This window comes from Klebsiella sp. CN_Kp066, from assembly GCF_040065135.1.
Taxonomy (GTDB): Bacteria; Pseudomonadota; Gammaproteobacteria; order Enterobacterales; family Enterobacteriaceae; genus Klebsiella; species Klebsiella oxytoca.
Genome location: NZ_JBEAIU010000059.1, coordinates 1 through 20,951, shown reverse-complemented (window position 1 = coordinate 20,951; position 20,951 = coordinate 1). Strand labels below are relative to the sequence as shown.

The window sequence follows — 20,951 nt, the reverse complement described above, 5'->3', positions numbered from 1 at the left end:
TGTTAGTATCTCACCGCCAACTTACATAAAGAGAGAGTTAGTGTGAAAGCTGACAACCCTTTTGATCTTTTACTCCCTGCTGCCATGGCGAAAGTCGCCGAAGAAGCAGGTGTCTATAAAGCGACAAAACATCCGATAAAGACGTTTTATCTGGCTATCACCGCAGGTGTCTTCATCTCTATCGCTTTTGTTTTCTATATTACCGCGACAACCGGCACGGCCGGGATGCCATTCGGGGTTGCCAAACTGATTGGAGGCATTTGCTTCTCACTGGGTTTGATTCTCTGCGTTATATGCGGTGCCGACCTGTTTACTTCAACCGTTCTTATCGTTGTGGCGAAAGCCAGCGGAAGAATAACATGGGGTCAGCTGGCTAAAAACTGGCTAAACGTCTATGTTGGTAACCTGGTTGGTTGCTTACTCTTTGTATTGCTGATGTGGCTTTCAGGCGAATATATGACTGCCAACGGTCAATGGGGACTTAACGTTCTGCAAACCGCCGACCACAAAATGCACCATACTTTTATTGAAGCTGTGTGCCTGGGTATCCTGGCAAACCTGATGGTCTGCCTTGCGGTATGGATGAGCTACTCCGGCCGTAGCCTGATGGATAAAGCCATGATTATGGTTTTACCGGTGGCAATGTTTGTTGCCAGCGGGTTTGAGCACAGTATCGCGAACATGTTTATGATCCCGCTGGGTATCGTCATTCGCGACTTTGCGAGCCCGGAATTCTGGACCGCAGTTGGTTCAACTCCGGAAAGTTTCTCTCACCTGACCGTCATGAACTTCATCACTGATAACCTGATTCCGGTAACAATCGGGAACATCATCGGCGGTGGTCTGCTGGTTGGGTTGACATACTGGGTCATTTACCTGCGTGGCGACAACCATCACTAAGGGTTGTTTCAGGCAGTAAATAAAAAATCCACTTAAGAAGGTAGGTGTTACATGTCCGAGCTTAATGAAAAGTTAGCCACAGCCTGGGAAGGTTTTGCGAAAGGTGACTGGCAGAACGAAGTCAACGTCCGCGACTTCATCCAGAAAAACTATACCCCGTACGAAGGTGACGAGTCCTTCCTGGCTGGCGCAACTGAAGCGACCACCAAGCTGTGGGACACCGTAATGGAAGGCGTTAAACAGGAAAACCGCACTCACGCGCCTGTTGATTTTGATACTTCCCTTGCGTCCACCATCACCTCTCATGACGCTGGCTACATCGAGAAAGGTCTCGAGAAAATCGTTGGTCTGCAGACTGAAGCGCCGCTGAAACGTGCGATTATCCCGTTCGGTGGTATCAAAATGGTAGAAGGCTCCTGCAAAGCGTACAATCGCGAGCTGGACCCAATGCTGAAGAAAATCTTCACTGAATACCGTAAAACCCACAACCAGGGCGTGTTTGACGTTTACACCAAAGACATCCTGAACTGCCGTAAATCTGGCGTTCTGACCGGTCTGCCGGATGCCTATGGTCGTGGTCGTATCATCGGTGACTACCGTCGCGTTGCGCTGTACGGTATCGACTTCCTGATGAAAGACAAATACGCTCAGTTCGTCTCTCTGCAAGACAAACTGGAAAGCGGTGAAGATCTGGAAGCAACCATCCGTCTGCGTGAAGAAATCTCTGAGCAGCACCGTGCGCTGGGTCAGATCAAAGAAATGGCGGCTAAATATGGCTGCGATATCTCTGGTCCTGCTACCACCGCTCAGGAAGCTATCCAGTGGACCTACTTTGGTTACCTGGCTGCCGTTAAATCTCAGAACGGCGCGGCAATGTCCTTCGGTCGTACCTCCAGCTTCCTGGACATCTTCATCGAACGTGACCTGAAAGCCGGTAAAATCACCGAGCAAGACGCTCAGGAAATGATTGACCACCTGGTCATGAAACTGCGTATGGTTCGTTTCCTGCGTACTCCAGAATATGATGAACTGTTCTCCGGTGACCCGATTTGGGCAACTGAATCCATCGGCGGTATGGGCGTTGACGGCCGTACTCTGGTAACCAAAAACAGCTTCCGTTTCCTGAACACCCTGTACACCATGGGGCCGTCTCCGGAGCCGAACATCACCATTCTGTGGTCTGAAAAACTGCCGCTGAGCTTCAAAAAATTCGCTGCAAAAGTGTCCATCGATACCTCTTCTCTGCAGTATGAGAACGATGACCTGATGCGCCCAGACTTCAACAACGATGACTACGCTATCGCTTGCTGCGTAAGCCCGATGGTTGTTGGTAAGCAAATGCAGTTCTTCGGTGCTCGCGCTAACCTCGCGAAAACCATGCTGTACGCAATCAACGGCGGCGTTGATGAAAAACTGAAAATGCAGGTTGGTCCTAAATCTGAACCGATCAAAGGCGACGTTCTGAACTTCGATGAAGTGATGGACCGCATGGATCACTTCATGGACTGGCTGGCTAAACAGTACGTCACTGCGCTGAACATCATCCACTACATGCACGACAAGTACAGCTACGAAGCCTCCCTGATGGCGCTGCACGACCGTGATGTTATCCGCACTATGGCATGTGGTATCGCAGGTCTGTCCGTTGCTGCTGACTCCCTGTCTGCAATCAAATATGCGAAAGTTAAACCGATTCGTGATGAAAACGGTCTGGCTGTCGACTTCGAAATCGAAGGCGAATACCCGCAGTTTGGTAACAACGACTCTCGCGTCGATGATATGGCCGTTGACCTGGTTGAACGTTTCATGAAGAAAATTCAGAAACTGCACACCTACCGTAACGCTATCCCGACTCAGTCCGTTCTGACCATCACCTCTAACGTTGTGTATGGTAAGAAAACTGGTAACACCCCAGACGGTCGTCGCGCTGGCGCTCCGTTCGGACCAGGTGCTAACCCGATGCACGGCCGTGACCAGAAAGGTGCAGTTGCCTCTCTGACCTCCGTTGCTAAACTGCCGTTTGCTTACGCGAAAGATGGTATCTCTTATACCTTCTCTATCGTTCCGAACGCACTGGGTAAAGACGACGAAGTTCGTAAAACTAACCTCGCAGGCCTGATGGATGGTTACTTCCACCACGAAGCGTCCATCGAAGGCGGTCAGCACCTGAACGTCAACGTCATGAACCGCGAAATGCTGCTCGACGCGATGGAAAACCCGGAAAAATATCCGCAGCTGACCATCCGCGTATCCGGTTATGCAGTACGTTTTAACTCCCTGACTAAAGAACAGCAGCAGGACGTTATTACTCGTACCTTCACTCAGACCATGTAATGGTATTGACTGAAATCGAACTGTAAAAAGCGTACAATAAAGGCTCCACGCAAGTGGGGCCTTTTTAGCAATACCTTCCTGTCCCAGTCTCTTTTGTCCGCTGTCTATACTTTATGGATAACAGCCAAAACAGACTTAACACAGCCGGTTTGAGCTGTGCATGCACAGGCCCCGGACGGGCCGAATCTGGAGATATCACCGCAATGTCAACAATTGGTCGCATTCACTCCTTTGAATCCTGTGGCACCGTCGATGGCCCGGGGATCCGCTTTATCACTTTCTTCCAGGGCTGCCTGATGCGCTGCCTCTATTGCCACAACCGCGATACCTGGGATACCCACGGCGGTAAAGAGATTACCGTTGAAGAGCTGATGAAAGAGGTGGTGACCTATCGCCACTTTATGAACGCTTCCGGCGGCGGCGTAACGGCATCCGGTGGCGAAGCCATTCTGCAGGCCGAATTTGTTCGCGACTGGTTCCGCGCCTGTAAGAAAGAAGGTATTCATACCTGTCTCGACACTAACGGCTTTGTGCGCCGTTACGATCCGGTTATCGATGAACTGCTTGAAGTGACCGATCTGGTGATGCTCGATCTCAAGCAAATGAATGATGAAATTCACCAGAACCTGGTTGGCGTCTCTAACCATCGGACGCTGGAGTTTGCCCGCTATCTGTCAAATAAAAACATCAAAGTCTGGATCCGCTACGTGGTGGTCCCTGGCTGGTCCGACGATGATGATTCCGCGCATCGCCTGGGCGAGTTTACCCGCGATATGGGCAACGTCGAGAAAATTGAACTGCTGCCGTATCATGAGCTGGGCAAACATAAATGGGTGGCCATGGGCGAAGAGTACAAGCTGGATGGCGTCCATCCGCCTAAAAAAGAGACCATGGAACGCGTGAAGGGAATTCTGGAACAGTACGGACATAAAGTGATGTACTAAATTTCCCCACCCGGTAGCGCAAGCGCTACCGGGTTTTTGCCAAACTATGATAAGCATCAGGACATAAAGTATTCCGACAGCTTATTTGCCACGCTTTCAATAGAGAAAATGCGCTTCTGATGCGCTTTACGGTATTCCGCATAGCGTTCATCCTGCTCTTCCAGCGCGCTGAGGATCCGGTCGGCCACCATCATGGCGCCGGCAATTTCCGCAAATCCTGACTCCCCCTCCCCCTGTAAAGCCACCGCCGCCTGAAGATTCCAGTCAGATAAGCGGGCTAACGGCGCGAACGTCCCCCGCGTCAGCGACAATATTTTCACGCCCTGCTGCTTTGCCAGGGACAGGGACTGCATCATATCCGCCGAGGCCTGTTCAGTATGCACGACGATAATGCCGGTTTTTTGGTTATCAGCCAGCAACGGCATCGCCGCCGGATAAGAGCGATCGACAAAGCTGGCCGCCTTACCCATATTGATTAAATTCATTTGCAGGAATAACGCGACCGGCACTGCCGTGCCCACGGCATAGATAGCAATGCTGTTCAGGGCGTTAAGCCAGTCAGCTGCGGCTTTCAGCTCCTGGTTATCCACGATAGCATTACTGTCGCGAATGCTCGCCAGCACCGGCGCAATCTCTTCGTTCTCGTTGATACCGTTGTCTTCCGAGCGCGCGGCGCCCTGCTCCATCGCCAGCGCGGTTCTGAAATCCGAGAAACCTTTAAATCCGAATGCCCGACAAAAACGGGTGATACTCCCTTCACTGGTATCAATGGAGTCGGCCAGTTCTGAAATCGTGTGACGCATCACAAAGTCAGGATTTTCCGTAATAAAACGGCCAACTTTCTCCAGTATCGGGCTTAGCCCTGAAGCTCCATTTCTTATGCTTATCAACAAGTTATTGCCTATCTGGCTCATGTTTTGCCTTATTTGCTCAAAATGCAAACACAGTCACATCTTTCGTCCCGCCGCAAAGATAATAATTATTATCTCACACAAACAAATAAAAATAATTATTTTTACAAACAGGAGAACATCGAATGAAAGGTCTCATAGTCTGTCGTACCGGTATGGGCAGCTCCTTAATGCTCAAAATAAAAGCACAAAAAATCATCGACAAACACGGCTGGGATATCGAGCTGGAACACGACGTCCTCTCAGGCTTACGCACCTGGCGAGATATTGATTTTGTCATCACTATGCGCGATCTCACCGATGAAGTCGAAGCCGCCGGATTCAGAGCTGTCGGCATCACCGACCTGATGAACAGTGAAGAGATGGAATCTGCGCTCACCGACATCGTTCAAAGCAACTAACCTCTCCCGGAGGCAATATGGATTTCCTCAGATTTATTGTATTCGACATTCTGGGCGTAACCCCACTTTTAGTTGGCTTTATTGCATTAATCGGCCTGTTAATCCAACGCAAGCCGATTGAAAAAGTGCTTTCCGGTACTTTTAAAACCATCGTCGGCTTTCTGGTATTCGCCGGCGGCGCTGGTCTGGCGGTGACTTCCCTGGGTAACTTTCAGACCTTATTCAGCGATGGTTTTGGCCTGAAGGGCGTAATGCCGCTGGCTGAAGCGCTAACCGGACTGGCGCAAACCAAATTCGCCATGTGCGTTTCGCTGATTATGGTGATTGGTTTTGCCTGGAACCTGTTCTTTGCCCGCGTGACGCCGTTTAAATACATCTTTCTTACCGGGCAACATAACCTGTATCTCTCCGCGCTGCTTACCGTGACGCTAAAGGCGCTGGGCTACAGCGACATGACGACCATTATTGTCGGCTCGGTGCTGCTGGGGCTCGCCGCCTGCCTCTATCCGGCTATTGCGCAACCGTGGATGCGAAAAATTACCGGTAACGATGAGATCGCCATGGGGCACTACGTCACGCTGGCCTATGCCGCCTCCGGCTGGATCGGTTCTAAAGTCGGCGATCCTAAACAATCTACCGAAAAGCTGAATCTCCCCGGTTGGCTGGGGATCTTCAAAGATTACATTGTTTCAGTATCGATCTCGGTGAGTATTTTCTATTACATCGCCGCGCTCGCGGCCGGAAAAGCTGCGGTCACCGCAGCGGCCGGCGGCATGCACTGGCTGGTTTACCCGCTCTTTCAGTCGCTGACCTTTACCGCTTCTCTGTACATCATCATTACCGGCGTGCGCCTGCTGCTGTCAGAAATTGTTCCGGCCTTTCTCGGCATCTCGGAGAAGTTTATTCCTAATGCCAAACCCGCGCTCGACTGCCCGGTCGTCTTTCCCTACGCTCCAACCGCCACGGTTCTCGGATTTATCTCGTCTTTTGTCGGCGGGCTGGTGGTGATGGGTTTGCTGGCGATCCTCGGACAAACCGTCATTATCCCGGTAGCTATTCCCTACTTCTTCATCGGCGCCACCGCTGCGGTATTTGGTAATGCCTCCGGCGGCTGGAAAGGCGCGATTGCCGGAAGCTTCATCACCGGGATCCTGATCGGTATTGGCCCTGCGCTGATTTACCCGATTATGGAGTCCGTCGGTCTTTCAGGCACCAGCTTCCCGGAAACTGACTTCGTTGCCCTGGGTCTGGTCGTGTACTACATCGGTAAAATGCTGCCCTAAGAAGGAAAGAACATGAACATTGATGAACTGAAATCCCATGCGCTTGCCGCTCGCCGCGAGATAGTCACCATGATTTACGAATCCGGGATTGGCCATCCGGGCGGGGCATTGTCGATAATCGACATTCTTACCTGGCTCTATTATCAGGAAGTCGATCTGCAAGCCTCCCCGCGCTCGCGCGTGGTGATGAGTAAAGGCCACGCCGTCGCCGCGCAGTACGCCATGCTCTATCAAAAAGGAAAGATCGATCGCAGCGAGTTCCATACGTTCCGGCAGATCAACTCGCGCCTGCAGGGACACCCAAGCATTAAATCACTACCGGAGGTCGATGCCACAACCGGTCTGCTGGGTCAGGGGCTGTCGATTGCTTTTGGTATAGCGGCCGCCAAAAAGCGGCGCAACGATCCGCACCGGGTCTTTGCCATCGTTGGCGATGGCGAAATGCATGAAGGCCAAATCTGGGAAACCTTACAGCAGGCTGGTCACATGAAAATGGATAATCTGGTCGCCATCTTCGATTACAACGGCTTCTCTTCCCACGACCCCGTTAATGAAGTCGTTAATCTCGAGCCGCTGGCGGACAAAATCCGCAGCTTTGGCTGGCATGTACTGGAGCTGCACGATGGCAATGATATGCATCAGGTTGCCGATACCCTGATGCTATCCCGCCATCTGAAAGGCAAGCCGGTCGCCATTGTGGCGCACACGACGAAAGGTTCCGGCGTCAGCTATATGGAAAACAACGGCGACTGGCACTCAAAAACCCCGAGCAAAGAACAATTTCAGCAGGCAATGGAGGAGTTACAGTGATGAAAGCACCCCGTGATGAGATCGGTAATGCCCTGATTGCGCTAAAAGAAAAAGGCTATCCCGTCGTTGTTATCGACAGTGATTTAGCCAGCTCAACCCGTACTGACCAGTTTCAGGCCATCTATCCTGAGGCCTTCTTCGAAATGGGCATTGCCGAAGGCTCCGCCATGAGTTTCGCGGTCGGCCAGGCGCTGGAAGGCTTTATGCCCTTCTATGTTAACTTTGCCATGTTCGTCACCGGCACCGCCTGGACCCAGCTGCGGCAGGCCTGCTACGCCAAAGCCAATATTAAACTCGTCGGTAGCCATCCCGGTATGGATGATGGACCTGACGGCGCTTCGCATCATGCGCTGGAGGATTTAGCGCTGACCCGCGTCCTTCCGGGGTTAACCGTCCTGACGCCAGCAGATGCGGAAGAAATCGCCGAGGCCTTCGAGCAGGCGGCAAAAATAAAGGGGCCCGTTTATATCCGCGTTGCCCGCGAACCGATGCCGGTTCGCGACAAAAGCGTCGTGCCGCGGGTGAGCGATATCGCCGCCATCGCCGACAGCGGCAATGATTTTGCGATTCTTTTTGAAGGGACGGTTCTGGAGCAGGCCACCGAGGGTTATGAAAAGTTGGTCGCCAGCGGCAAAAAGGGCAAGCTGATTCACGTCGCAACCCTTAAGCCCTTTAATCAGCAAGAATTTTATCGGCTGGTTAATGATTGCCCACTTATCGCTACGCTTGAAAATCATACCGTCAACGGCGGCCTCGGCGGGCTGATCGCGGAAACCCTGGCGCAAAAGGCGCATCCGGCGCGCCTTACGCGGCTGGGAACGCAGGATACCTTTACCGAATCGGGTAACAGCAGACAGCTAAAAACGAAATACGGCATTTCGGGAGAAGCGCTGTTTAATGCTCTATGCTAACCACCAGGCGAGCCGGTCAGATGGCGGTCGGCTCGCGCATAAAAGGAACGTGTATGGAAGAGACGCTGTTTTCCGCCTGTCAGTTCACCAGCCACTGCCTGAACTGGCGCAGCGCTGTTCAGCTCGCCTGCCGTCCGCTAGAGCAACAGGGGAAAATTACCGCCGGGTATGCCGGTGCGATTATCCACGCCACAGAGCAGGATGGCCCCTGGTATATACTGAGCCCGGGATTTGCGCTACCGCATGCGCGTCCGGAAGCGGGCGTGCTGAGCAAAAACAGCGCGCTTTCGCTGCTTTGCTGTAGCGAAGCCGTTGATTTTCCCGATCATCCCGGAATTCGGCTGATAGTCATACTGGCGGCGGCAGATAGCGAACAGCATATTCAGACGATCCAGCGGTTAGTCTGCTGGCTGGATGAGGGGGAGAGACTTCAGCGATTCAGCGCGGTGCAAAGCCAGACCGAGTTTGCCGCGCTTCTTGCTTCGCATTAAACCATAGCCAGGGCGTGCCCTGGCTATGTTCTGCATAAATCAGGCGTGCGCCACCGGCGTAGGATGGTGGCCCGCTTTGCGCAGCAGCGTCAGCAGATAGATGAATGACACGCTGGCGATCATGATAAACAGCAGATTATCAGACAAATTCTGCATCAGCATCGCGGTAAGGGTCGGCCCAAGCAGACTACCCACGGTATAGCTCATTAAGAGCGCCTGGTTCATCGCCACCAGCTGATGACGCTCCACTTTTTCACAGGCCCAGGCCATAGCCACCGGATAGAGCGTAAAGCCGGATGCCCCCAGCACGAACAGCGCCGGCGCCATTGCGGCCTGGCTTAACATTGCCAGACAGCCGAGGATCACCACAAATACCTGAACGCGCAGGACCAGCAGACGCCCGTAGCGATCGGCGAGACGGCCAATCGGCCACTGCCCAACGATACCCGCGCTCACCATTACCGCCATCCAGAAGCCAATGCCGGAATCGCTAACGCCCTGGTGGTTAAGCCATAGCGGCATCAGGCCATACAGCGAACCGAGAACGATGCCGGAAATAATGCAGCCGTTGACCCCATGGCGGGCCTGACGCAGCCGTAGCATTGGCCAGATACGCGCCGGTTCATGCGGTTCATCGGCCTGAGTCGCCACGCGAGCAAACAGCAGCGGCAGGATGGCCGCCAGGGCCAGCGCCGTCACCCACGGCAGAACGCTCATCAGATCCGTCGGCAGTTTGCTGACCATTAGCTGGCCCAGTACCGTGCCGACATAATAAATCATCATATAGGCCGCCAGCAGTCGACCCCGGCTCCGCGAAGTGCCGCTACAGACCAGCGCGCTCTCAACCACCACCCAAATCATCGCGCAGCCGACGCCGGCGATAAAACGCCAGCTGAACCAGCTCCAGAAGCCAATAGTGATACCAAGACCCACGCAGCCCACGGCAAAAATAACCGATGCCAAGTAATAGCTGCGGTTAAACCCCAGACGCTTAATTACCCATCCGGCGAGCAACGTTCCCACCAGATTACCGGTAAAATAGGACGATCCCACCATTCCAACCTGCCAGGTCGGCATATTTTCATGGGCGAGCCAAAGCGGGACGAGCGTATTTAAAACCGCTATCGCCAGAGTCAACAGAAGCAGGCCACAGAGCAGCATTTGCACTGGCCGGGTGTAGATGGTCATGGATATAAACCGTGATGGAGTTCAGATTTCGTGCGCATCATGCCACTGCTGAAAACATTGTCAATCTACCTGAAATCAGGCCTGACGCGGTTTGCGGGGGAACGATTGAAGTTTTTTATCCAGCGAATCGTCAACAGAATAGATATTTATATTATTCCATTGTTTTTATTAATTTATTAAAAAAAAGCGGTGGGAATATCAGTAGAAATATTTCATGAATCGACCGCACTTTTTATCGCGCCAGAAATCATAATTCTGGCGCGATAAAGGACGATTAGCTGGCGATTGCCATCCCGACGGTCATATGCAGGCCATAGAAGACGCCGCGGCCGATCGCCTCGCCAACCAGCACCAGCGCAAATGCCAGCCCCAGAAGCGGCAATGCGGGCTGATAGCCTTTGAGCTGCGGAGCAATCCAGCATACCAGCGCCAGCACCAGAGCCACCACGCGCCACGCCATCAGCGAACCATAGTTCGGCACCAGCGCCGAGGCCTGCTGGATAGAGCTATGGATTGTTGTCAGCTCCTGACCCTGCATCAGCACCACGGTCACGCTCACCACCAGCGCCAGCAGAGTCACCGCCGGCAGCAGGCGCATCGCCCAACCGTTGACGTCCGCAAAGCGCAGCAGCAGATATCCCAGCAGCGGACCGCCGATAAACATCGTCAGGAAGAAGCTCAGTGGCGTCCAGACCGTGTACCAGGTGGGCACCGTATCGATGGTGTTATAGACGCGGACCATCATCCAGACAAAGATTATCCCGAGCACCATGGTAATAACCAGCCAGAGGTGACGCAGTCCCGCGGGTAGCTTATTCACCACCGCCAGCAGCCAGCCAATGCCGCCGACGGCAAAGAACAGCGCACCGCTGGCGATTTCGTTGCTGAGCGATGAAGCCCCCACGCGATTAAGCGAGTTAAAAGCGCGCATCGGCGACCCAAGATGCAGAGTCGAGGCAATAAAACCTACGCCCATCAGCACCCACAGGCCAAACATACTTCGCACCACGCGCTGCTGCTGTTCACGCGTTAAATCGCCCTTTATTAGCGCCAGAGCCAGTACAATAAATCCGCCCACGACGCACTGACCCAAGACCGTGAAAATAATCAGCGGCCATTCATGCCATCCACTCCCCATCTCACACCTCCTTCGGGTTAGCCAGGTAGCCGGTGGTATCTCCACACGGTCGGCTGTTGGCATTAGGTTTAATCACAATGCTCGGCTTAGTGAAATGCGCCGAAGGCAGCGGCGCGACGGCAGCCAGCTGACCGTGTTTTTTACGCAGATCTTCAATCGGGCCGAAATCCAAGGCGCGCAGCGGGCAAGATTCCACACAAATCGGTTTTTTGCCGTCGGCGACGCGCTCGTGGCAGCCATCGCATTTGGTCATATGGCCTTTTGTCGCATTGTACTGCGGTGCGCCGTACGGGCAGGCCATATGACAGTAGCGACAGCCGATACAGACATCTTCATCGACGACAACAAAGCCATCTTCACGCTTGTGCATCGCTCCGCTAGGGCAAACTTTAGTGCAGGCAGGATCCTCACAATGGTTGCAGGCGATAGAGAGGTAATAGGCAAAGACATTTTGCTGCCATACCCCATTATCCTCCTGCCAGTCGCCGCCGGCGTATTCGTAGATACGACGGAAGCTGACTTCCGGCGTAAGGTTTTTATAGTCTTTACAAGCCAGTTCGCAGGTTTTGCAACCGGTGCAACGGGCGGAATCAATAAAAAAACCATATTGAGTTGTCATCGGTTACTCCTTACAGCTTTTCAACCTGGACGAGGTTGGTATGCGATGGATTGCCTTTCGCCAGCGGCGACGGGCGTTGGGTGGTCAGCACGTTGATGCTGCCAGCCTGATCCACGCGGCCTGCGTCCGGGTTATACCAGGCCCCCTCACCCAGCGCGACCACGCCAGGTATCATTCTCGGGGTCACTTTGGCTTCGATATGGACTTCACCACGATCGTTAAAGATGCGGATCCGATCGCCATTAGCGATGCCGCGCTTCTGCGCATCCAGCGGGTTGATCCACATCTCCTGACGGCAAGCCGCTTTCAGCACGTCAACGTTGCCGTAGGTGGAGTGCGTACGGGCTTTATAGTGAAAACCGGTGAGCTGCAGCGGATACTTTTCAGCCAGCGGATCGTCATAGTTTTCAAACCCAGGGCTGTAGATCGGTAACGGGTCGATGACATCCTGTTCTTTAAGCTCCCAGGTCGCCGCAATTTCCGCCAGCTGCGCAGAGTAAATTTCAATTTTCCCTGACGGCGTCGTTAACGGATTGGCGGCGGGATCTTCACGGAAGGCTTTATAGGCAACGTGGTGACCTTCCGGATCGCGCTGCTTGAAGATTCCCTGCTTGCGGAATTCATCAAACGGCAGCAGTGCCGGGATCGCTTTACGGGATTGCTCATAGAGATGACGCAGCCACTCTTCCTGCGTGCGACCTTCGGTGAAGCGTTGCTCAACGCCCATGCGCTTCGCCAGTTCGCTGGTCATTTCATAAATGGTTTTGCACTCAAAGCGCGGCTTGATGGCCTGGTCGGCAAAAATCACGTAGGACATGTTGCCGCAGGAAGCATCCAGCGCAAAATCCATCTGCTCCGAGGCCGTACAGTCCGGCAGCAGAATATCGGCATATTTTGCTGAGGAGGTCATATGGCAATCAATGACCACAATCATTTCGCACTTCTTGTCATCCTGCAGGATGTCATGGGTACGGTTGATTTCTGAGTGCTGGTTGATAAGACAGTTACCAGCATAGTTCCAGACCATTTTGATAGGGACGTCAAGCTTATCTTTGCCGCGCACGCCGTCGCGCAGCGCGGTCATTTCCGTACCGCGCTCAATCGCATCGGTCCACATAAACATGGAAATACTGGTTTCCACCGGATTATCCAGCGTCGGCATGCGTTCAAAAGGCAGGGAGTAAGAACCTTCACGCGCGCCGGTGTTGCCGCCGTTAATCCCGACGTTACCGGTTAAGATCGCCAGCATTGAAATTGCACGGGATACCAGCTCACCGTTGGCATGACGCTGCGGGCCCCAGCCCTGAGAAATATAGGCAGGTTTAGCGCTGGCGATTTCGCGCGCCAGCTGCACGATACGCGCCTGGGGAATGCCGGTAATCGTCGCCGCCCACTCAGGGGTCTTCGCGATACCGTCTTTGCCCTGACCGAGAATATAGGCCTTATAGTGGCCATTGGCTGGCGCTCCTTCCGGCAGCGTTTTCTCGTCATAGCCTACGCAGTACTTATCGAGGAAAGGTTGATCAACGAGGTCTTCCGTAATCATCACCCACGCCAGCGCGGAGACCAGCGCGGCGTCGGTTCCCGGGCGAATCGGGATCCACTCGTCTTCGCGTCCGGCACCGGTGTCGGTATAGCGTGGATCAATAATAATCAGCCTGGCGTTGGATTTCTCCCGCGCCTGTTCCAGGTAATAGGTTACCCCGCCGCCGCTCATTCGGGTTTCCCCGGGGTTGTTGCCAAACAATACGACCAGCTTACTGTTTTCGATATCCGACGGACTATTGCCATCGGCCCAGCCACCGTAGGTATAGTTCAGGCCAGCGGCGATTTGCGCGGTGGAGTAGTCGCCATAATGGTTGAGATAGCCGCCGCAGCAGTTCATCAGGCGGGCAATCAGGGTTTTTCCCGGTGGCCATGAGCGAGTCAAAGTTCCGCCGAGGGTACCCGTTCCATAGTTCAGATAGATAGACTCATTACCGTACTCTTTTATCAGGCGCTGCATATTGCTGGCGATAGTATCAAATGCTTCTTCCCAGCTGATGCGCTCGAATTTGCCCTCGCCGCGCTTGCCCACGCGCTTCATCGGATATTTCAGGCGGTCCGGGTTGTAGACGCGTCGACGCATCGAGCGGCCACGCAGACAGGCGCGAACCTGATGCAGGCCGTCGTAGCTATCATCGCCGGTATTGTCTGTTTCAACATATTTGATCTCACCATCGACCACATGCATCCGCAGCGGACAGCGGCTACCGCAGTTAACCGTACAGGCGCTCCAGGTAACGGTTTCGCTGGTGGGACTCAGGCTATCCGCAGCGTGGGCAATGCGCGTGAAGGGTAAGGTAAAAGCGCTGCTGGCCATTGCCAGCCCGCCAATCGCCGTGGTTTTCATTAAACCACGCCGGCTCACCTCGGCAGCCAGTAAAGCATCGGGGGTTTTGGTTTTCATAGATACTCGCTTTGGTTGCTCACAATTAACTTAAAGCCGCTATATAGTTTGATATATAACGAAATTAGACTTTATTAGTTTTTTATGCTGGTTAATCCAAAGGGAGTATCTGCGTATTCGCGAAGTCGATTATTGCCCGGTATCAAGAAGGGGGTAAAAAAAAAGCGCCCGCAGGCGCTTTTGAGAAAAGAGTCGAAAAATCAGCCGATAAATTCAAGGCCGCGCATATACGGACGCAGCACTTCCGGAATTTCAATGCGGCCATCCGCCTGCTGATAGTTTTCCATCACCGCGACCAGCGTACGCCCAACCGCCAGGCCAGAACCGTTCAGCGTGTGTACGAGGCGAGTTTTCTTGTCAGACTTGCTGCGGCAGCGCGCCTGCATACGACGCGCCTGGAAATCCCACACGTTGGAGCAGGAAGAGATTTCACGATAGGTATTCTGCGCCGGTACCCACACTTCCAGATCGTAGGTTTTGCACGCGCTGAAGCCCATGTCGCCAGTGCACAGAGCCACTTTACGATACGGCAGACCCAGCAGCTGCAGCACTTTCTCGGCGTGACCTGTCATCTCTTCCAGCGCGACCATGGAATCTTCCGGACGCACAATCTGCACCATCTCAACTTTGTCGAACTGGTGCATGCGGATCAGACCACGGGTATCACGGCCGTAAGAGCCCGCCTCAGAGCGGAAGCACGGCGTATGGGCGGTCATTTTGATCGGCAGATCGTCTTCATCAATGATTTCATCGCGAACCAGGTTGGTCAGCGGGACTTCCGCCGTTGGGATCAGCGCATAGTTGCTGCTGTCGGCTTCTTCTTCCAGCGGACGGGTATGGAACAGGTCGCCGGCAAATTTTGGTAGCTGACCAGTGCCGTACAGCGTGTCCTGGTTAACCAGATACGGAACATAGTTTTCGCTGTAACCGTGCTGTTCAGTATGCAGATCCAGCATAAACTGGGCCAGCGCGCGGTGCAGGCGTGCCAGCTGGCCCTTCATGACCACAAAGCGAGAACCGGTCAGCTTCACGGCGGCGGCAAAATCCAGCCCTCCGTGCATTTCGCCCAGCGTGACGTGATCGCGAATGTCAAAATCGAACTCGCGCGGGGTTCCCCAGCGGCTGACTTCAACGTTATCGTTTTCATCGCGACCGGCCGGTACGTCATCATGCGGGATGTTTGGAATAGCCAGCGCAATATCGCGGATTTCCGCCAGCAGCGCGTCCAGCTCGGTCTTAGCGGCATCAAGCTGCTCACCGAGCTTGTTCACTTCCAGGCGTAATGGCTCAATATCTTCCCCGCGCGCTTTCGCCTGGCCAATGGATTTCGATCGGGAGTTACGCTCCGCCTGCAGGTTTTCAGTTTGTACCTGCAAAACTTTACGACGCTCTTCCAGAGCGCGAAGTTTATCTACATCCAGCTTAAAGCCCCGGCGTGCCAGTTTTTCTGCGACTGCGTCTGGCTCGGTACGCAGCAGATTGGGATCGAGCATGCTTATCCTGTGCTTATCGAATTAATAAAGAAAAATGGCCGCAGAGCGCGACCACGGAAATAGTGTGACAACCTTACCGCAACGCCTCAATTATCGGTAGCGTTTTATCGGGCTATTTTGATCCTGTTCGGTTAACCAGGCGAGCTTTTCGCCTATTTTGCCCTCCAGCCCCCGGTTTGTCGGCTGATAATAGCGCGTTTGCGCCATTTCCTCCGGGAAGTACTGCTCTCCGGCGGCATAAGCATTAGGTTCATCATGTGCATAGCGGTACGCCTGCCCGTAGCCCATCTCTTTCATCAGCTTCGTGGGGGCATTGCGCAAATGTACCGGGACGTCGTAATCGGGACGTTCGCGCGCGTCGGCCATTGCCGCTTTAAAGGCGGTGTAAACAGCGTTGCTTTTGGGCGCACAGGCAAGATAAACAATGGCCTGAGCAATGGCGCGTTCACCTTCCGCCGGTCCGACGCGGGTAAAGCAGTCCCAGGCGGAGATCGCAACCTGCATCGCGCGCGGATCGGCATTGCCTACATCTTCAGAGGCAATCGCCAGGCAGCGGCGGGCAACGTAGAGGGGATCGCCGCCGGCGGTAATAATCCGCGCGTACCAGTAGAGGGCGGCATCCGGCGCGCTTCCGCGGACCGATTTATGCAGCGCGGAGATTAAATCGTAAAAGCGATCGCCTTTGTTGTCGAAACGCGCGCTGCGCTCGCCGGCAATTTCGGTCAGCAGTTCAACCTGCAACACGCGATTGCCGGAGGCGTCGGTTTCAGCCATATCGGCCATCATTTCCAGCGTATTCAGCGCCCGGCGCGCATCACCGTTGACAAGGTCAGCGATGGCCTTGCGCGTCTCGTCCGGTAGTACAATATTTTGCCCACCGTAGCCGCGCGTTTTGTCGCTCATGGCCTGATTAAGCACCTGCTCGATATCGTCGCTGGTCAGCGACTTCAGCAGATAGACGCGCGCACGGGATAGCAGTGCAGAATTGAGTTCAAAGGAAGGGTTTTCCGTCGTCGCGCCGATAAAGGTGATAGTTCCATCTTCGATATGCGGCAAAAAGGCATCCTGCTGGCTTTTATTAAACCGATGGACCTCATCGACAAACAGGATCGTGCGGCGACCCGCATTGCGGTTTTGACGCGCGCGTTCAATGGCCTCGCGGATCTCTTTCACTCCGGAGGTAACCGCTGAAATACGTTCAACGTCGGCGCTGGCGTAGCGCGCAATGACCTCAGCGAGGGTGGTTTTTCCCGTCCCTGGCGGCCCCCAGAGGATCATCGAGTGCAGGTGCCCGGCTTCAATCGCCCTCGGTAAGGGTTTACCCGGCGCCAGCAGGTGCTGCTGGCCAATGTACTGCGCTAAATTTTCTGGCCGCATACGGGCGGCCAGAGGTTGAAACGCGTTATCGGAAAAATCGAGCGACAGGTTGCTCACGTTCGCCTCTATTTACGTTGATCGTCCACCGTAACCCCTTGCGGCGGCGTAAAGGTGAACTTAGATGCATCCACGGCACCATTTTGTTGCGATTTCAGCTGATAGCTGCTGCGTTGATCGTCCTGTTCCACGGCGCTGAATTGATGAATCGTACCGTCACGACCCACATTGATGGTGAACTGCTTAAGATTACCGCTGCCGTTTTTCGGAGTCAGAACAAAATCGTCACCGTTCTGCTTAATGTTGTAGTTTTGCCAGTCGCTGGCCTGATTACGGGCAATCAGCATAAACGGCGTATTGCTGGTCGCGTCTTTTAACCAGGTGGCGGTGGCCTGCTCAACAAACGGATTGTAAAACCATAGCGTTTTGCCATCAGAAACCAGCACGCTTTCATCTGGCTGAGTCATGTGCCAGTTGAACAGATTTGGCCGCTTGACCCAGAGATCACCCTGCCCGTCCTGAACGGCATTACCGCTGCCGTCGGTGACCTTCTGCGTAAAACTGGAGTGGAAGCTGCTCACTTTATCAAGGCGGCTTTTTAAATCGCTGGCGGCATCCGCCCATACCTGGCTGACAACCAGACCGGACAGTAATGCACAGGTGATTGCGAGTTTTTTCATTATCATTCCTTTATGTGCGTCACTCCCGACGCGGGAGCCTCTTCTGCCTAATTTAGACCCGCTAACGGCGGCTAAACAGCAGAAAAGGCTGATTTTCACTTATTTACCCAGCTTAGCGGTTACTCGAAGGGCGGCGGAGCCAGCACTTCACGGTTACCGTTATGACCCTGCTCGCTCACAATACCCTGGGCTTCCATTTGCTCAATAATACGCGCGGCGCGGTTATAGCCAATGCGGAACTGACGCTGTACCCCAGAAATGGAGGCTTTGCGTTTTTCCGTCACAAAATTCACGGCCTGATCGAATAGCGGATCGAGCTCTTCCCCGCCATCGTAGCCACCGCCGCCGCCTTCGCTTTCGCTGTCGGAGGTGATGCCATCGACATACTGCGGACGACCGCGCGCTTTCCAGTCCTGAACGACAGCGTGAACCTCCTCGTCGCGCACAAAAGCGCCGTGCACGCGCACCGGAATCGTCGAGTTAGGCGCGGAGTAGAGCATATCGCCCATCCCCAGCAGAGATTCCGCACCGCCCTGATCGAGGATGGTACGTGAGTCAATTTTACTCGAGACGGTAAAGGCGATACGCGTCGGGATGTTGGCTTTGATGAGGCCGGTAATCACGTCAACCGAAGGGCGCTGAGTTGCCAGCACCAGGTGGATACCCGCGGCGCGCGCTTTCTGCGCCAGACGGGCGATCAGCTCTTCCACTTTCTTACCAACGGTCATCATCAGGTCGGCAAATTCATCGACCAGCACCACGATATAAGGCTCTTTTTTCAGTACCGGATGGGTTGCATCCATACTGTCGCCAGGCTTCCAGTACGGATCCGGAATTGGCCGTCCCATACGCGCGGCTTCGGCAATTTTCTCGTTGTAACCCGCCAGATTACGCACGCCCAGCGCAGACATCAGCTTATACCGACGCTCCATCTCGTTAACGCTCCAGCGCAAAGCGTTGGCGGCGTCTTTCATATCCGTCACCACCTCGGTCAACAGATGCGGTATGCCTTCATAAACCGACAGCTCGAGCATTTTCGGGTCAATCATGATGAATTTCACATCTTCCGGCTGCGCTTTGTAAAGCATGCTCAGGATCATGGCGTTGACCCCAACAGACTTACCGGAACCGGTAGTACCAGCCACCAGCAGGTGCGGCATTTTCGCCAGGTCGGCGGTTACGGGTTCGCCCGCGATGTCTTTGCCGAGGACCACGGTGAGCGGTGAAGGATTGTCGCGGAATTTCGCGTTATCCAGCACTTCGCGCAGGTAAACGGTTTGCCGTTTTTTATTAGGCAGCTCCAGGCCAACGTAAGGCTTACCCGGAATAACTTCGACTACGCGCACCGCCGCTGTGGACAGGGAACGGGCCAAATCTCGCGACAGGTTGGAAATACGCGCTGCTTTCACGCCCGGCGCCAGGTTAAGCTCAAAGCGAGTGATTACCGGGCCCGGTGAGTAGTTCACCACGTCGGCTTTAATGCGGAAATCGGCCAGACGAGCTTCAACCAGACGCGCCATCTGCTCAAGCGCAAAGGTATCAATCGGCTCAACTTCAGCCGGGGGCGGCGTAAGCAGGTCAAGAGACGGCAGCAGCGTCGTCGGCTTCTGCAACGGGCGACTGTCGCCATTGCGCATCAACAACGGATGAATGAGACTCTCCTGCGGCTGTGGGGCCGGCTGCTGCGGGGCGTGCCCCTGAGAAGCATGCTGCTGCATCTGCGGATGTTGAGCCGGCTGATGCTGCGCGGATTGATAAGCCTGGTGCTGCACATTTTGCGGTTGCTGAGGGGCGTGCTGATGCGGCATCGGCTGCGGCACGGGCTGCGAATGCTGGACCGGCTGCTGATACTGCGGAGCAGGCTGCTGCACTTCCGGCAATGGCGTGAAGACAGGCTCGCTCGGCGCATCGTCAACTAACGTTTTCATTGGCGAGAATTCATAGTCAGCCGCAGAGAACGGATGCGATCCCGGCGGCTGCTCGCTTGCGTAGCGCTGTTGTTGAGATGCGGCAAACTGACGAGCCAGCTCGGCTTCAGCAGCGGAATCGTCATCTGCAGTTTCATCTTCGGCAGCGTAGCTATCACCATAGCGCTGATTTTGCGCAGCGGCGAACTGACGCGCCAGCTCTCCCTGCTCGAGCTCTGCAACTTCCTCGTCAGACAGCGAATCATCATAGTGCTGATGCTCAGCCTGACGCGCGCGCTCTTCGGCTAACCGCTGCGAAGGCAGCTTGATCCCGTAGGAGGCAAGTTCCCGGCGGGTGGGAACCCGAACGCGATTTGGACGAGGCAATTTCGGGCCAATGCCTTCTTTTACCTGCGCGCGAGGACCGCCCGAAGCCGGGCTAAATAACGGCGCAGCGCCGGATGCGGCAGAAGCGGTTGAGGCCGCGGCGGCGCTAGCTGCAGCCGCACCCGTTGCCTGATGGACCCCGGCCGCCAGTGCGCTCACGGCGGCAACATCTCCCGCCGGTGAAGACGGAGGCGTGATGGGTTTTGTCGCCACCGGACTGACGGGTTCAGGAATCGGCTGATACCAGGCGGCAAGCTGCTCGCGTTCACGCGCGCGTTTCTCTTCTACTTCTTCAAAGTAATACATCGGCGGACGCTGAGGCTTCACCTCCTCTTGCGGAGGCTCAGGCTCAACGGGGGCAGCATAGGGATCGGGCTGGTGCACTGGCGCCTGTTCCGGCTGGTACGCATGCTGCGGCTGCGAGAACGGTTCCGGCTGATAAGCTGGCTGCTGCACCGGAGCCTGCTCCGGATGGTACGCATGCTGTGGCTGTGCGATCGGCTCCGGATGATAAGCTGGCTGCTGCACCGGAGCCTGTTCCGGCTGGTACGCGTGCTGCGGCTGCCATGCCGGTTCCGGCTGATAAGCTGGCTGCTGCACCGGAGCCTGCTCCGGCTGGTACGCGTGCTGCGGCTGCCATGCCGGTTCCGCCTGATAAGCTGGCTGCTGCACCGGAGCCTGTTCCGGCTGGTACGCATGCTGCGGCTGCGAGAACGGTTCCGGCTGATAAG

General features: G+C 54.7%; 17 protein-coding genes. 8 read left to right on the top strand and 9 right to left on the bottom strand.

Going from position 1 to position 20,951, the window contains the following annotated elements; translation table 11 throughout:
• The first annotated feature begins 42 nt into the window (after nucleotides 1-42).
• The 3 genes from focA to pflA all read left to right on the top strand — a co-directional run bounded on the left by focA (nucleotide 43) and on the right by pflA (nucleotide 4,178).
• Nucleotides 43-900: a formate transporter FocA gene (focA, locus tag ABLV75_RS26000; protein ID WP_004100685.1), complete on the top strand. Its 858-nt coding sequence runs from the start codon at nucleotides 43-45 to the stop codon at nucleotides 898-900.
• 51 nt (nucleotides 901-951) lie between these two features.
• On the top strand, nucleotides 952-3,234 hold the full coding sequence (pflB, locus tag ABLV75_RS25995) for a formate C-acetyltransferase (RefSeq protein WP_004100684.1): 2,283 nt from the start codon (nucleotides 952-954) through the stop codon (nucleotides 3,232-3,234).
• Nucleotides 3,235-3,437: 203 nt separating this feature from the next.
• The gene (gene pflA / locus ABLV75_RS25990; protein WP_004100682.1) at nucleotides 3,438-4,178 is read left to right on the top strand and encodes a pyruvate formate lyase 1-activating protein; all 741 of its coding nucleotides are present in this window, start codon (nucleotides 3,438-3,440) and stop codon (nucleotides 4,176-4,178) included.
• Between the two features lie 56 nt (nucleotides 4,179-4,234).
• Here pflA and ABLV75_RS25985 read toward each other — a convergent pair whose 3' ends face one another.
• Nucleotides 4,235-5,092, bottom strand: coding sequence for a MurR/RpiR family transcriptional regulator (locus ABLV75_RS25985; RefSeq protein WP_004100680.1), 858 nt, complete (start codon nucleotides 5,090-5,092; stop codon nucleotides 4,235-4,237).
• A 122-nt stretch (nucleotides 5,093-5,214) separates the two neighbouring features.
• Here ABLV75_RS25985 and ABLV75_RS25980 point away from each other — a divergent pair, with 122 nt between their 5' ends.
• The 5 genes from ABLV75_RS25980 to ABLV75_RS25960 are packed head-to-tail and all read left to right on the top strand — an operon-like array spanning nucleotide 5,215 to nucleotide 8,985.
• On the top strand, nucleotides 5,215-5,490 hold the full coding sequence (locus tag ABLV75_RS25980) for a PTS sugar transporter subunit IIB (protein WP_004100672.1): 276 nt from the start codon (nucleotides 5,215-5,217) through the stop codon (nucleotides 5,488-5,490).
• 17 nt (nucleotides 5,491-5,507) lie between these two features.
• Complete coding sequence (locus ABLV75_RS25975; RefSeq protein ID WP_004100670.1) at nucleotides 5,508-6,773, top strand: PTS ascorbate transporter subunit IIC; 1,266 nt, start codon at nucleotides 5,508-5,510, stop codon at nucleotides 6,771-6,773.
• Nucleotides 6,774-6,785: 12 nt separating this feature from the next.
• Complete coding sequence (locus ABLV75_RS25970) at nucleotides 6,786-7,583, top strand: transketolase (protein ID WP_004100668.1); 798 nt, start codon at nucleotides 6,786-6,788, stop codon at nucleotides 7,581-7,583.
• Nucleotides 7,583-8,494, top strand: coding sequence for a transketolase C-terminal domain-containing protein (locus ABLV75_RS25965; RefSeq protein ID WP_004100666.1), 912 nt, complete (start codon nucleotides 7,583-7,585; stop codon nucleotides 8,492-8,494). Before ABLV75_RS25970 ends, ABLV75_RS25965 begins: the two co-directional genes overlap by 1 nt.
• Nucleotides 8,495-8,547: 53 nt before the next feature.
• Nucleotides 8,548-8,985, top strand: a complete 438-nt coding sequence (locus ABLV75_RS25960) for a PTS sugar transporter subunit IIA (RefSeq protein ID WP_004100664.1) — start codon at nucleotides 8,548-8,550, stop codon at nucleotides 8,983-8,985.
• A gap of 39 nt (nucleotides 8,986-9,024) precedes the next feature.
• Here ABLV75_RS25960 and ABLV75_RS25955 read toward each other — a convergent pair whose 3' ends face one another.
• The 8 genes from ABLV75_RS25955 to ftsK all read right to left on the bottom strand — a co-directional run.
• The gene (locus ABLV75_RS25955) at nucleotides 9,025-10,173 is read right to left on the bottom strand and encodes an MFS transporter (RefSeq protein WP_004100662.1); all 1,149 of its coding nucleotides are present in this window, start codon (nucleotides 10,171-10,173) and stop codon (nucleotides 9,025-9,027) included.
• A 274-nt stretch (nucleotides 10,174-10,447) separates the two neighbouring features.
• Entirely contained in the window at nucleotides 10,448-11,311 is an 864-nt protein-coding gene (locus ABLV75_RS25950) for a dimethyl sulfoxide reductase anchor subunit family protein (RefSeq protein WP_004100660.1), read from the bottom strand.
• A gap of 1 nt (nucleotide 11,312) precedes the next feature.
• A complete protein-coding gene (locus ABLV75_RS25945; RefSeq protein WP_004100653.1) occupies nucleotides 11,313-11,930 on the bottom strand; it encodes a DMSO/selenate family reductase complex B subunit in 618 nt (205 codons plus the stop codon).
• A 10-nt stretch (nucleotides 11,931-11,940) separates the two neighbouring features.
• On the bottom strand, nucleotides 11,941-14,379 hold the full coding sequence (dmsA, locus tag ABLV75_RS25940) for a dimethylsulfoxide reductase subunit A (RefSeq protein WP_004100651.1): 2,439 nt from the start codon (nucleotides 14,377-14,379) through the stop codon (nucleotides 11,941-11,943).
• 200 nt (nucleotides 14,380-14,579) lie between these two features.
• Nucleotides 14,580-15,872, bottom strand: coding sequence for a serine--tRNA ligase (serS, locus tag ABLV75_RS25935; protein WP_004100649.1), 1,293 nt, complete (start codon nucleotides 15,870-15,872; stop codon nucleotides 14,580-14,582).
• 90 nt (nucleotides 15,873-15,962) lie between these two features.
• Entirely contained in the window at nucleotides 15,963-17,306 is a 1,344-nt protein-coding gene (rarA, locus tag ABLV75_RS25930; RefSeq protein ID WP_004100647.1) for a replication-associated recombination protein RarA, read from the bottom strand.
• Nucleotides 17,307-17,314: 8 nt separating this feature from the next.
• Nucleotides 17,315-17,926: an outer membrane lipoprotein chaperone LolA gene (gene lolA, locus ABLV75_RS25925; RefSeq protein WP_004100642.1), complete on the bottom strand. Its 612-nt coding sequence runs from the start codon at nucleotides 17,924-17,926 to the stop codon at nucleotides 17,315-17,317.
• A gap of 119 nt (nucleotides 17,927-18,045) precedes the next feature.
• Nucleotides 18,046-20,951 (bottom strand): DNA translocase FtsK (ftsK, locus tag ABLV75_RS25920; protein ID WP_348855215.1); only part of this gene is annotated, 2,906 nt, incomplete at its 5' end.

Bases quoted from the DNA above. Each gene is read 5' to 3' on its own strand.
- lolA (WP_004100642.1), bottom strand. From the start codon at position 17,926: ATGAAAAAACTCGCAATCACCTGTGCATTACTGTCCGGTCTGGTTGTC.
- ABLV75_RS25955 (WP_004100662.1), bottom strand. From the start codon at position 10,173: ATGACCATCTACACCCGGCCAGTGCAAATGCTGCTCTGTGGCCTGCTT.
- pflB (WP_004100684.1), top strand. From the start codon at position 952: ATGTCCGAGCTTAATGAAAAGTTAGCCACAGCCTGGGAAGGTTTTGCG.
- serS (WP_004100649.1), bottom strand. From the start codon at position 15,872: ATGCTCGATCCCAATCTGCTGCGTACCGAGCCAGACGCAGTCGCAGAA.
- ABLV75_RS25980 (WP_004100672.1), top strand. From the start codon at position 5,215: ATGAAAGGTCTCATAGTCTGTCGTACCGGTATGGGCAGCTCCTTAATG.
- ABLV75_RS25965 (WP_004100666.1), top strand. From the start codon at position 7,583: ATGAAAGCACCCCGTGATGAGATCGGTAATGCCCTGATTGCGCTAAAA.
- ABLV75_RS25960 (WP_004100664.1), top strand. From the start codon at position 8,548: ATGGAAGAGACGCTGTTTTCCGCCTGTCAGTTCACCAGCCACTGCCTG.
- ABLV75_RS25945 (WP_004100653.1), bottom strand. From the start codon at position 11,930: ATGACAACTCAATATGGTTTTTTTATTGATTCCGCCCGTTGCACCGGT.
- ABLV75_RS25950 (WP_004100660.1), bottom strand. From the start codon at position 11,311: ATGGGGAGTGGATGGCATGAATGGCCGCTGATTATTTTCACGGTCTTG.
- dmsA (WP_004100651.1), bottom strand. From the start codon at position 14,379: ATGAAAACCAAAACCCCCGATGCTTTACTGGCTGCCGAGGTGAGCCGG.
- ABLV75_RS25985 (WP_004100680.1), bottom strand. From the start codon at position 5,092: ATGAGCCAGATAGGCAATAACTTGTTGATAAGCATAAGAAATGGAGCT.
- ABLV75_RS25970 (WP_004100668.1), top strand. From the start codon at position 6,786: ATGAACATTGATGAACTGAAATCCCATGCGCTTGCCGCTCGCCGCGAG.
- ABLV75_RS25975 (WP_004100670.1), top strand. From the start codon at position 5,508: ATGGATTTCCTCAGATTTATTGTATTCGACATTCTGGGCGTAACCCCA.
- pflA (WP_004100682.1), top strand. From the start codon at position 3,438: ATGTCAACAATTGGTCGCATTCACTCCTTTGAATCCTGTGGCACCGTC.